The organism is Bacillus sp. 2175, from assembly GCF_057812155.1.
Window position 1 is genome coordinate 2,531,597 of the sequence record NZ_CM173819.1, and the last position, 12,748, is coordinate 2,544,344.

The following is a 12,748-nucleotide window of genomic DNA, read 5'->3' on the forward strand; positions in this document are numbered from 1 at the left end:
TGGAAATGATGGAGAGTTTTTCATTCATTACAAATGAAAAACATAAAAAATTGGTACAAACAATTTTAAATGAATATTTATTTAGAGATAAAGTAAATGGATTCATGCTAATTGGATCTGTCGCAAGAGGTGACGCATATCCTGATTCGGATTTAGATTTCTATATTCTTTTAGAAGAAGGGCAAAAGAAAAAATTTCATTTTGAAACGAGTGATGATATTTTAGTTGAATATAAGAGTGCAGATTTTAATCAAATTCAAGTAAACTTTAAAAACAATCCGATGGAATTTTACTCATTTCTAGAAGGGGAAATTTTGTTTGATAAAAGCGGTGAGTTGAAAAAGTTAAAGGAAATAGCTACATATGAATTTGAAAACTATCGTGTTTCTAGCGACAAAATGAAGGGCATTTCTCATTGGTTGCATAGTTCATTAATTAAAATTCAATCTGCCTTGAAAGCAAATGATGAGTTAAAAGCTTCATACATAGTTCAAATTTCAACTTGGACATTGTTAGATGGGATATGGGCTGTTAATAATAAGCCTATACCACCAGCGGGATCTGTTTTGAAGTATATTGAAACATTATCTAAAGTACCAACTCATTTTAAAGGTTTTATCAATAAACTGTTTTTAGGTGATACGACAGAACGTACCTCTGCAGCAATTTTCTTGATTGAGTGGGTTTTACACAATTTGAAAAATAAATAATGTGGCTATTTTATATAGGTAAAATAATATTTCGCGTCGAACAGTTTATGGAATTACAGTCATAAAAAACGTTCTAGGCTATAGAAAAAAATATTAGACTTATAAAGCATAGTCTTAGATGGAACGCTTGAATATCTTGCCTTACATATTTAAGTGTTATGAAAATGAATCCATATACCCTCTGTTTAAAAGGAGATGAGTACATGAAGCTGAATCATTTAAATTTATGTGTTGATGATTTATCGGAAGCGAGACATTTCTTTGAAACATTTTTTGATTTTCAATTTTTGGAGCAAAAAGGGAAAGCACTTGTAGTGATGAGTGATGAGAGTGGTTTTATACTTGTACTAAGTGATCCAAAAGCATTTAAAGGGAATAAGGAAGTTACGTATCCGGAAGCTTTTCATATTGGTTTTTTAGTGGATACATCAAGTGAAGTGGATCAAGCGTATAATCGTTTAGTAGCCGGCGGCATTGAAATAGACAAGGAACCTTATTTGATGCGAGGTAGTAGTTATGGTTTTTATTTTACAGTATTTAATGGCTTATTAATTGAAGTGTCTTGTCTTGATTATAGAGAAGGTAAGAAAGTTTCAAAGCTTAATAGTAATCATCTAGAGTAATCATTTGAAGGTGTATAGAATTTAAGTATGTATCATATTAGAAGACGGATTAAGAAAGTTTCACTGTAAAGTAAAAAAGACAGACTAATAAATAGTCTGTCTTTTCACATTAATTCTTCACATCATCATAAAGTTCAAGTGCCTCTTTCACATTCAATCCATTTTTTACAATGCCATGTATTGCTTGAATCATCGCAGCTGGGTGCTCGGATTGCCATATGTTTCGGCCCATGTCTACTCCAATTGCGCCTTCTTGCAACGCATTGTACGTAATGTTTAATGCGTCTTCAATTGAATCTAATTTTGGTCCACCAGCAATGACAACTGGGGCAGGGCATGTGCTCGTTATTTTTTCGAATCCTTCACAGTAATACGTTTTAATAATATCAGCACCCATTTCAGCACATACGCGGGAAGCAAGTGCTAGAAAGCGAGCTTCACGTTTTTGTAATTCTTTTGCGACTGCGGTAATGCCGAGTACTGGCAGGCCGTAATCATGAGCTTCAGAAACTACATTTGCGAGATTTGTAACAGTTTGTGTTTCATAGTCTGATCCAATGAAAACAGAAACGCCGACGCCAATTGCGTTTTGTTTTACTGCTTCTTTCACAGGTGTAACAATTGTTTCATTCGCTAAATCTTTACCGACGACAGTAGCGCCGCCAGATACACGCATAACCATCGGTGTGCTGCAGTTTTCAGGAATACAGGAGCTAAGTACACCACGCGTTAAAAAGAGAGAATCCGTGTAAGGAAGTAAGTTTTTAACAGTTTCAAGTGGCTGTTCAAGCCCGTGAATTGGTCCTAAAAAGTAGCCGTGATCTATCGCTAACATTACCGCTCTGCCATCAGGTAAAATTGTATTTAATCGATTTTTAAATCCCCAAGTCATTCCAAATCACTCCTTCGTTAATGTTGGATTTTCCGTTTGTACCGTATCTTTATTTGGTAAATGTGGTGACTTTATAAAAACAGCTTTAAAAGGTTTGTCAGAATGGTTAATCAGATAGTGAGATTCATGAGGGCGAACTTGCAGGACATCACCTTGTTTAATTGGAACTCTTTCGTTATTTACATAGAAGTCTATTTCACCTTCTAATGCATAAAAGACCTCTTCGCACGTCGTATGATAATGGTTTTGAAACTCCTGGCCCGGTTGAATGACAACAAGGCCAAGATCAATATTTGGACCTTGTATTAAATATTTCGGCCCGTTATCACCGAAGCGATAGGAGAAGTCATTTTCATTCGCTTTTAACATACAGTTCACTCCTTTATGTAATGTGTTACAGTGCACCAGGCGCAATCCACATATGTGAGGTGAGCCCTTTATCAGCTAAAGCGAGCTGACTGTCATATACAGTTTTCCATGTTTCATAGAACTCTTTATATAGTTCGTGATTTTCAGTAACTGGTTCGAATGTTTGCTCCCACTGTACAAACTCTTCGGCAGTTTCTTCCATAGATGAATATATGCCAGCACCAACTCCAGCAGCAATCGCAGTTCCTAAAGCAGCTGCTTCTTTCACAACAGGTACTTTTACAGGAATACCGAGTACGTCTGATAGAATTTGTGGCCATAGTTTTCCTTTAGCGGCACCGCCAGCAAAAACGACTTCAGAAGGGAATGTACCAGTAAGATTTTCAATTAGTTTTAAGTTTCCAAGTGTAACGAAGGCGGCATTTTCTTCAATAGCACGGAACATTTCCTTTTTTCCGCATTTGTCAGCGTCTAAACTTAAATTTAAGAATGAAGGTGCGGCATGACGCCAAGAAATGTAGTTCATAACGTTTGAAAAAGTAGGGATAATGCCATGTGAACCGACAGGTACGTCTTTCGCTTGTTCTTCTAGTAATTCATAAGCATCTACACCGAGTTTATCAGCAAGTTTCTTTTCTTCTTGGCAAAAAGCGTCTCGAAACCAGCGCATAACGAGACCTGGGAAAAAGGCGATTGTTTCATATTGCCATAGGTTCGGAACGACGTGACAATTTACTCGAATCGCAGCATGTGGATCTGTTATTGGCTCAGTAACATTCACTTCTTGTTGCCAAAAGCTACCCCCGCATATTAACGTTTGATTCGGTTTCACGATTCCTGTTCCGAGCGATGCCATTTGAGCATCTCCACCCCCGGCGACGACAGGAATCCCTTCAAGTAAACCAGTTAATGCTGCACACTCTTTTGTAACGTTGCCAATTACTGTACCAGCTTCATTTACTGTTGGTGAAAATGGCAAAGATAGACCGCACTCCTTAGCGACATCGTTATCCCACACTCTATTTTGTAAGTCAAAAATACCTGACGTGCATCCGTTTGAGGGATCAATTTGTAGTACGCCGCTTAGTTTATATAAAATCCAATCGTTTAACATTGTAAAAGAGTAAATATTATTATAGACGTCGGGTTCATGTTTTTTTATCCAGAGTAGGCGTGGTAAAGCACCTAATGAAAAAGTTTGACCAGACTTTGTATATAAATCTTTTTCAAGATGTGACCGAATTTCTTTTAATTCACTAACTTCGACGGATGCGCGCCCATCAACATTTGCACACGCCCATATTTCTTGCCCATCTTGATCATATAAAACAAATCCTTCTCGCATACTTGTAGCGCTAATAGCAAGAATAGAAGAGGCAGGAGTGTTGCTTTTTTGAAGCACCTCTTTCGTACATTCTTGTACTAGCTTCCAATTTTCTACTACATCAAAGTTCATAGAGCCTGGATAACGAAGGTCAGATTTGTGAATCCATTCTTTTTGACTTACTGCAATTTGATTACCATGTAAATCAAAAAGAACTGCTCGAATGCTCCCTGTACCAGCATCGAAAGCTAATAAATGGGACATTAACAATCACCATCCTTTCGTAATAAGGAGAGGGCAGTTTCCTCATCGGTAATTAATGTATGAATAAACTTTCCTTTTAAGGCACCATAAATTGCATCTATCTTTTCTATACCTCCAGCAACACCGACGACATGATTCATATTGCGCAAAATAGAGAGAGGCGTGCCAATTAGACGATTATGATGCGAGAGCTCTAATAACTCACCATTCGTATTATAAAACTGTCCTAAAATATCGCCCGCCCCGTTTTGACTTCGAATATATGTCATTTCACGTAGCGTTAATTTTTCTTCTTTTACAATTGTAGCGTCTTGAGATAACCCGCCAATACCGACAACTGCTGTATGTGCAAGTGAAGCGACATGAAGCATATCTTTCACACTTGGTTCTGATAAAATACTTCGTGCCATTTCAGTAGAAGATGCTAGAAAAGGAGTAGGAATAATATGAAGATCACCTTGCATGTAGTGTAAATAGTTTTGTTTTCTTGGGAGATAGTGGTTTACTCCGCCTGTTAGCGTTACGAATGAAAGATTAATAGAACTTTCAAAATGAATGTTTTCTAGCATTTTACTTATCGTTTCACCCCAGCCGATGCCGAGTAAATCACCTTGTTGGAGATGAGTTTCTAAATATTGTGCAGCGGCTTTTCCGAGAGAAGTAGCATAATTGTTTATTGGAGTAGGGATAATGAAAGCATCTTTTAAGTGGAACTTTTTCATTAAGTCACGTTCAATGCTCAAGCAATGCAAACCGGTTCCTTTTACGTGAAATGTAACGATACCTTCACTGCGTGCCTTATCTAATAACCGGACGACTTTATTTCTTGAAATATGAAGAAGTGAAGCAATCTCTTGTTGTGTTAATTGATCTTTATAATAGTACCAGGCTACTTTAATTAATAAATTTTCTTCAAAGTTCAGCTGTGACATACTCTTCATCCCTTTCAACAATTGACCAATGCTTAAACATATGTGTCACATATTTTGTTTATTCCAGTTGAAACGATTAATAGTACATTGAAAAAAGTGTTCTAGATATGAAAAAAGGAATATACAATGCTACAAAACAAGTAGAACAAATAATCATTTTCTCAAAAAATGTTCTGGGTAAAGGCAGGTGACATCATGTGGAGAATGTGCCCTTATTACAAGTGAAGAAAATGAGTAAGGCGTTTTCGAATCAACTTGTGCTAAAGGAAGTGAACTTACAAGTAGAGCATGGTGATATATACGCTTTAGTTGGTGGAAATGGCGCCGGGAAATCGACATTAATGAAAATATTAACGGGGTTATATTCGTATGATAGTGGAGAAATGTATGTGAAAGGAAAGAGACAGCAGTTTGCAAATCCAAAAGAAGCACACCAAGAAGGGATTTATTTAATACCACAAGAACCGCTCATTTTTCCGCATATGACCATTGAAGAAAATATATGTATTGGATTAAAGGGGAATAGAAAGAAGCTTAAAGTAAAAGTTCAGCAATTAATTGACAGTTTAAGTTGGGATATTGATCTTAATGAACAGGGAGAATCGTTATCTATTGCGCAACAACAGTTAGTAGAAATCGTTAGAGGATTAATAAGAGAAGCTGAGATTCTTATTCTAGATGAGCCAACATCGACATTAACAACACACGAAATTAAGAGTCTTTTTGTGTTGATGAAAAGTTTACAAGAAAAAGGAATTGGGATGATTTATATTACGCATCGTTTTCCAGAAATCTTTGAAATTGCCAACAAAGTAGCAATACTACGTGATGGAATGGTTGTAAGCCAAGGTGATGTATGTGACTATACATATGACATGCTGATGGAGGGACTATTGCCAAAAGGATATAAACAGAAAGAGAAAATAGAAGTAGTTCAAGAGACAGCAAAGACGAAAAAAATATTAGAAGTGGTTGATATAAATGGTCACGCATTCGAAAATATATCATTCACTGTACATGCGGGTGAGGTTGTAGGTGTTGCTGGCATTATAGGATCTGGCAGAACGGAATTAGCAGAAGCGATATTTGGATTGAAAACTATAAAATCAGGGTCTATCTTATTGGGTGGAAAATCAATTGATACGTGTTCTTTGCATAAAAGGCTAGACGAAGGCCTAGTTTATGTGCCAGAGGATAGAGTGAGGAATGGAATTTTCTCAATTGCTTCTGTTAAAGAAAATATTGCAGCAGCAAGTTTATATCAAAATAATCGCTTTTTTATAAATCAAGAAAAAGAAAGCGCTTTAGTTAATTCGTTTATAGAACAGTTCCGAATTGTTGTACAGAATATGAATAAAGAATTGGCATCTTTATCAGGAGGTAATCAGCAGAAGGTCGTGCTTGCGAAGTATCTTGCATGTAATCCTAAAATTATTATTCTTGATGAGCCGACTCGCGGAATTGATGCGAAAGCAAGGCTTGAAGTGTATGAGACGATAAAAAAAATGAAAAGGGAAGGACTCGCAATTTTATTAATCTCTTCAGATGTTGAAGAAATTATCCAATTAGTAAACCGTGTATATGTAATGAGAAATGGGCGATTTGTTTCTCATATGGAAAAAGAACAACTGAGTGTGAATGAAGTTACACGCCTTGCATACGGAGGTGTAACGGAATGAAACGTATGTATAAAATGCACGAAACGTCTATCATACTGTTACTACTAATTTATATAGCTACTGTAGGGATGATAAACCCTAGTTTTATTCAATTTAACTCGTTATCTTTACTGATGAAATCAAGCGTTATTTTAGTCGTGCTAGCAATCGGTCAATCGTTTGTCTTATTTACGAAAAATATAGACGTATCAGTTGGCTCAATTATGGGATTAAGCGCGGCAGTTTGCGGGATGTTGTTAACGAACGGGTATAATGCATTCTTGTCAATTTTTGCTGCTGTAATGCTTGGTGCTAGTATTGGTTTCATAAACGGGATTGGCGTCGCAAAGTTTCGGGTACCAGCCATTATTATGACATTAGGGATGCTAGGAATTGCTAGGGGGGCAATGTTAATCTTCACAGGCGGGAAGTGGATTGAAGATATTCCAAACGATTTTAAGCAGCTGTCATCTATCATCATTCTTGGTTTACCTATAACTGTATGGTTCGTTCTTATTATTTTACTACTACTATACTTCTTTTTAAGAAAAGTGCCATTGGGAAGATACTTTTATGCGGTAGGTGATAATGAAGATGGCGCGAGGCTTATTGGTATACCTGTTAATAAAGTGAAGATATATGCGTTTATGATTTCAGGCATAAGCGCTGCGCTCGCTGGTTGCATATTTGTTATGAATATCGGGTTCGTCCCAAATCAAACAGGTACAGGATTAGAATTACAAGTAATGGCAGCCGCTGTACTAGGAGGAATTCATTTAAAAGGAGGAACAGGATCTTTATTTGGAGCTGCATTAGGAGCGTTATTTTTAGAAACAATAAGTAGCTCACTCGTCTTTTTAAAAATACCAGCATTTTGGAATAATGCTATTTCAGGTTTTTTACTATTACTTATTATCATATTAGATAGCGTCATGAAGAGGTGGAAAGCAGAAAGGAGGATGAATCTATGAAGTATTTTTACAGATGGGAAGGTGTGTTAATCATATTACTTCTTATAGAATTCATTCTCTTTAGTTTTATAAATAGCGATTTCTTAAATATTAGTAATCTCCTTTTTAGTACAAATGATTTCCTATTTATCGCAATTGCGGCGATACCAATGACTTTTGTTATAGTAACAGGAGGAATTGATGTATCTGTAGGATCAATTATGGGGCTAACCTCGATTTTAATTGGTGTGTTTTGGATGAATGGGATTCATATTTTACTAGCAGTAATAATGGCACTTATAGTCAGTTGCTTAGCAGGAGCTTTAAATGGACTCATTATAAAAATGACAGATGTAGAGCCACTAGTCGTTACACTCGGAACGATGTTTTTATACGGAGGAATTGCGCTTGTCGTTTCAGGAGGGGCAGGTGCTTCTGGATATGAAGGGATAAGCGGTTTACCTGATACTTATGTACAACTAGCAAATGGTAGTTTTATAGGAATACCCAATTTATTATGGCTACTTATTTTATTAACAATTGTATGCACGATTTTGTTTCACCGAACGATATATGGGCGCCACGTACAATTAACAGGTGCGAATGAAAATACAGCAAAATACACCGGGATTAAGACGAAGAAAGTAGTAATCATTGCTTACATACTTTCTGGGTTAGGAGGTGGATTAGGAGGAGCTTTCTTAACTGCATATTTCGGTTCTGCACGTGCTGATATAGGAAGCGAAACAATATTACCAATCATTACAGCAGTCGTCTTAGGCGGTACACTTATTACAGGCGGAAAAGGAAGCATTATCGGTACTGTACTGGCGAGTATTTTCATTGGGCTCATGCAGTATGGCTTGCAAATGACGGGTTTAACAAATGAACAATCCAATGTAGTAATAGGTATTATCCTTATTCTTTCAGTTATTATGAGACATTTCAAATTACATCAATTTTTAGCGGGGAAAAGACAGAGTTTGCATAAGGGGGAAATGTCATGAAGAGAAAACTAGGGATTGTATTGATCGTATGTATTTGCCTAATTGGTTTAATAGCTTGTTCCAGTCAAACGGCAGATAAGAAAAAAGCGGATGATGTGAAATTTGCATTTATTCCGAAATTAACAGGAGTTGGCTTCTTTACATCGGGCGGTGAAGGGGCAAAAGAGATGGGAGATAAGCTAGGCGTACAAGTGAAGTATGATGGACCGTCTGAAGCGAGTGTATCAGGGCAAGTAAAGTATATAAATAATTTTATTAACCAAAACTATGATGCACTTATGGTTTCATCTACGTCAGTGGAGGGGCTATCGCAATCACTGCAACGTGCTAAGAAAAAAGGGATGACGGTGTTAACATGGGATTCTGATGTGAATCCGAAAGATCGTTCTTTTTATATAAGCCAAGGAACACCAGACCAACTTGCTAACTTATTAATAGAAATGACTTCTAAGCAAATTGGAGATAAAGGAAAAGTAGCATTCTTTTATTCTAGCCCGACAGTAACGGATCAAAACCAATGGGTAACGAAAGCGAAAGAAATTATTAAAAAGAAATATCCGAACTGGGAAATTGTAACGACGCAGTACGGTGAAAATAATGCACAAAAATCTTTATCCGTAGGGGAGAACATATTAAAAACGTATCCAGATATTAACGCAGTTATTTGTCCAGATGCAACAGCACTCCCAGCAATGGCGCAGGCAGCTGAAAACTTAAAAATGGATAAAAAAGTAGTGGTAACTGGATTTTCTACACCGAACGTTATGCGTGATTATGTAAAACGAGGAACAGTACAACAATTTGGTTTATGGGATGTAAAACAACAAGGTGCTCTCGCAACGTATGTAGCAAATGAAATTGTTGTAAAAGGGAAGAAGTTAAAAGTAGGGGATAGCTTCGAAGTAAAAGGAATTGGAAAAGTGAAAGTAGAGCCAAACTCCATTCAAGGATATGATTATGAGGCAGAAGGGAACGGAATTATCGTATTACCAGAACGAGTTGTATTTACGAAAGATAATATTGATAAGTATAATTTTTAGTAGACAAAAAAACGTCCGAATATATCGGACGTTTTTTTATTTCTGCATTAATTATGAACAGTTTCTTTTTCGTTTAATCCAAGTGTACGACCAGTAGAAGTGTGAAGATCTTGGAACAATCTTGGATTTTCAGTTAGTGAAATGCCATATGAAGGAATCATTTCTTTTATTTTTTCTTCCCATTCTACCATGCGGCTTGGGAAACATTTTTCTAATACTTCAAGCATGACGTGAACAGCAGTAGAAGCACCTGGTGATGCGCCTAGTAATGCGGCGATTGAGCCGTCAGCTGCACTTACTACTTCTGTACCAAATTGAAGTGTTCCTTTACCGCCAGCATCAGTATCTTTAATTACTTGTACACGTTGTCCAGCAACTACAATATCCCAATCTTCACTTTTCGCGTTCGGAATGAATTCGCGTAATTCTTCCATACGTTTTTCATGTGATAACATAACTTGCTGAATTAAGTATTTTGTAAGTCCCATTTCTTTTACACCAGCGGCTAACATCGTTAAGACGTTATTCGGTTTTACAGAACCGATTAAGTCAAGATTTGAGCCAGTTTTTAAGAATTTAGGTGAGAAGCCTGCGAATGGTCCAAACAGTAAAGCTTTTTTATTGTCTATATATCTCGTATCTAGATGAGGTACAGACATTGGCGGAGCGCCAACTTTAGCTTTACCGTACACTTTCGCATGATGCTGCTCTACAACTTTTTGGTTTTTACATACCATAAATAGTCCACTTACTGGGAAGCCACCAATATGCTTTGATTCAGGGATACCAGTCTTTTGGAGTAGAGGTAGGCTACCGCCACCGCCGCCAATAAAGACGAATTTAGCAGTATGATGCTCAATTTTACCACTATTCATATCGTGTACTTTTACTTCCCACAAACCATTTTTCGTGCGCTTAATATTTTCGACACTATGCTTGTAGTTTAGCTCGACATTTTTTGTTTTTAAGTAATCAAACAACATACGTGTTAATGCACCGAAGTTAACATCTGTTCCAGAGTCAATCTTCGTTGCCGCCATCGGTTCATTAGATGTGCGACCTTCCATAATGAGTGGAAGCCATTTTTTTAATGTTTCAGGAGCATCAGAAAATTCCATTCCTTGAAACAGTGGATTTTTTGAAAGCGCTTCAAAACGGTTTTTTAGAAACTCAACATTTTTTTCCCCTTGTACTAAACTCATATGAGGTAGTGGCATAATAAAATCTTGTGGATTACGAATTAATTTGCTCTTTACAAGATATGCCCAAAATTGTCTTGAAAGCTGGAATTGCTCATTCACTTTTACAGCCTTACTAATATCTATAGATCCGTCAGCTTTTTCGGAAGTATAGTTCAGTTCGCATAGCGCAGAATGCCCTGTACCTGCATTATTCCATTCGTTAGAGCTTTCTTCCCCGGCACTTGCGAGTTTTTCAAAAACTTTAATTTCCCATTCTGGTGCTAATTCTTTTAGTAATGAGCCTAATGTTGCACTCATAATTCCTGCACCAATTAAGATAACGTCTGTTTTTTGCTGCATGTTGCTCATGATAATCTCTCCATCCCCTATATTGGCAAAAAAGTGTAGGTGTTTTCTATGTCTAAGCCGTAAAAGAGAAACACCGCCTAGGCCCCACCTAGGTGTATACCTTTTTTGTCTCAATTATATAACCATCTCATACTCTATTATAATAATTAATAGACTAAAATATCTAGTGTTATCTGATAATTTTAAACTATTTAACGTTTTATTCGCTAAAAATCTTATTTAACAAGCTCTTTTAAGGTGGTAAATAGAAAAAAATTACAGTTTAAAATTATCTCGAAAAAGCTTACGTATCCTTAAGTGACTAAATCGAGTACCTTTTTATGGGATTATTCTTTCCGTAATGGTAAGATTATTCTGAAAAATAAAAAGGAGGGACTCTAATGTGTACAAAAGAACAAATTTCAAACTTATTTCGAAACTTTTCAATAAAGGAATGTAAAGGGTCAAGTGATTTATATGAATATTTATCAATGAAAATTGCTGAAGATGAGGAAGTACTTACACTATCGTCCTATGCTCAGATAGGTCAACCAGTCCCAAACTTACTATTAGGTGCAGTACATTATTTATTGCTAGCAGGGAAAGAACATCATTTAAAAACGTATTATAGTAGTTTAGTTGAAAATGCTGATACAAATTTAGATAAAGCTTTTAATCATTTTAAAGATTTCTGTAAAGAGTACCGAGAAGAAATCATTACTTTGTTACAAACGAAACTCGTTCAAACAAATGAAGTAAGACGGTGCGCATACTTATACCCAAGTTTCTGCTACATATTTAACAAAGTGAAGAAGCCGTTAGCGTTAATTGAAATTGGGACAAGTTCTGGGTTGCAACTGTTCTGGGACCAATATCGTTATTCGTACGGGACGGATGAAATGTACGGAAATATAGATTCAAATGTGCATGTAACTTCTGAAATAAGAGGGGAGAATGTGCCGCATTTTCTAAAAGAAAGCCCATCTGTCGTAGAAAGAATCGGACTGGACTTACATGTGAATGATTTACATAATGAGGAAGATTATTTATGGTTACGTGCTTTAATTTGGCCAGAGCATAAAGAAAGGTTTGAGATGTTTGATCAAGCTGCATCTTTAGTGAAAAATGAATCTGTCCAATTAATAGAAGGAGACGGTGTAGAGCTATTATCATCTATTATTGAACAAATAAGTGAAGAAGCTGTTATTTGTATTTTCCATACACACGTCGCAAATCAAATACAAGAACAAGTAAAACATAAGTTAGAAAAACAAATACAAGAAATTGGCGCAAAACGTGATGTATTCCACCTGTATAACAACATGTGGGATCGTGACCTTCATATTGATTATTATATTAACGGAAACGAATATCGTGAAACGGTTGGAGAAACAGAAGGGCATGGGAGATGGTTTAGCTGGAAGATTGGAAATGAGACGCTTATTTAGAT

The 12,748-nt window shown here is 36.5% G+C and carries 12 protein-coding genes; 7 read left to right on the forward strand and 5 right to left on the reverse strand.

Translation table 11 applies throughout. From position 1 onward, the window contains the following. Positions 1 to 5: 5 nt before the first annotated feature. Positions 6 to 710 carry a nucleotidyltransferase domain-containing protein gene (locus ACXKY9_RS13190; RefSeq protein WP_000970658.1) on the forward strand — a complete coding sequence of 235 codons (705 nt, stop codon included), beginning with the start codon at positions 6 to 8 and terminating at the stop codon, positions 708 to 710. A gap of 203 nt (positions 711 to 913) precedes the next feature. Next, positions 914 to 1,333 (forward strand): VOC family protein, encoded by a 420-nt coding sequence (locus ACXKY9_RS13195; RefSeq protein ID WP_000773085.1) that lies wholly within the window; start codon positions 914 to 916, stop codon positions 1,331 to 1,333. 109 nt (positions 1,334 to 1,442) lie between these two features. Here the strand turns inward: ACXKY9_RS13195 and lsrF are convergent, their stop codons facing one another. The 4 genes from lsrF to ACXKY9_RS13215 are packed head-to-tail and all read right to left on the reverse strand — an operon-like array spanning position 1,443 to position 5,114. Next, positions 1,443 to 2,225, reverse strand: coding sequence for a 3-hydroxy-5-phosphonooxypentane-2,4-dione thiolase (gene lsrF, locus ACXKY9_RS13200; protein WP_000219769.1), 783 nt, complete (start codon positions 2,223 to 2,225; stop codon positions 1,443 to 1,445). A gap of 6 nt (positions 2,226 to 2,231) precedes the next feature. Beyond that, entirely contained in the window at positions 2,232 to 2,594 is a 363-nt protein-coding gene (locus ACXKY9_RS13205; RefSeq protein WP_000909986.1) for a cupin domain-containing protein, read from the reverse strand. A gap of 25 nt (positions 2,595 to 2,619) precedes the next feature. Then, on the reverse strand, positions 2,620 to 4,182 hold the full coding sequence (lsrK, locus tag ACXKY9_RS13210; protein ID WP_000018814.1) for an autoinducer-2 kinase: 1,563 nt from the start codon (positions 4,180 to 4,182) through the stop codon (positions 2,620 to 2,622). Next, positions 4,182 to 5,114 carry a sugar-binding transcriptional regulator gene (locus ACXKY9_RS13215; protein WP_000080654.1) on the reverse strand — a complete coding sequence of 311 codons (933 nt, stop codon included), beginning with the start codon at positions 5,112 to 5,114 and terminating at the stop codon, positions 4,182 to 4,184. Before ACXKY9_RS13215 ends, lsrK begins: the two co-directional genes overlap by 1 nt. Before the next feature lie 197 nt (positions 5,115 to 5,311). On the opposite strand from ACXKY9_RS13215, the gene ACXKY9_RS13220 reads away from it, so the two are divergent. The 4 genes from ACXKY9_RS13220 to lsrB are packed head-to-tail and all read left to right on the forward strand — an operon-like array spanning position 5,312 to position 9,769. Then, entirely contained in the window at positions 5,312 to 6,793 is a 1,482-nt protein-coding gene (locus ACXKY9_RS13220; protein ID WP_000432631.1) for a sugar ABC transporter ATP-binding protein, read from the forward strand. Further along, on the forward strand, positions 6,790 to 7,743 hold the full coding sequence (locus ACXKY9_RS13225) for an ABC transporter permease subunit (RefSeq protein WP_000827678.1): 954 nt from the start codon (positions 6,790 to 6,792) through the stop codon (positions 7,741 to 7,743). The genes ACXKY9_RS13220 and ACXKY9_RS13225 overlap by 4 nt, the downstream gene beginning before the upstream one ends. Next, positions 7,740 to 8,729 (forward strand): ABC transporter permease, encoded by a 990-nt coding sequence (locus ACXKY9_RS13230; RefSeq protein ID WP_000873526.1) that lies wholly within the window; start codon positions 7,740 to 7,742, stop codon positions 8,727 to 8,729. The genes ACXKY9_RS13225 and ACXKY9_RS13230 overlap by 4 nt, the downstream gene beginning before the upstream one ends. Beyond that, positions 8,726 to 9,769 (forward strand): autoinducer 2 ABC transporter substrate-binding protein LsrB, encoded by a 1,044-nt coding sequence (gene lsrB, locus ACXKY9_RS13235; RefSeq protein WP_000823655.1) that lies wholly within the window; start codon positions 8,726 to 8,728, stop codon positions 9,767 to 9,769. The genes ACXKY9_RS13230 and lsrB overlap by 4 nt, the downstream gene beginning before the upstream one ends. A gap of 47 nt (positions 9,770 to 9,816) precedes the next feature. Here lsrB and ACXKY9_RS13240 read toward each other — a convergent pair whose 3' ends face one another. Beyond that, positions 9,817 to 11,319 (reverse strand): malate:quinone oxidoreductase, encoded by a 1,503-nt coding sequence (locus ACXKY9_RS13240; RefSeq protein ID WP_000069138.1) that lies wholly within the window; start codon positions 11,317 to 11,319, stop codon positions 9,817 to 9,819. A gap of 380 nt (positions 11,320 to 11,699) precedes the next feature. On the opposite strand from ACXKY9_RS13240, the gene ACXKY9_RS13245 reads away from it, so the two are divergent. Continuing rightward, the gene (locus ACXKY9_RS13245) at positions 11,700 to 12,746 is read left to right on the forward strand and encodes a DUF2332 domain-containing protein (protein WP_000337429.1); all 1,047 of its coding nucleotides are present in this window, start codon (positions 11,700 to 11,702) and stop codon (positions 12,744 to 12,746) included. Positions 12,747 to 12,748 lie beyond the last annotated feature (2 nt).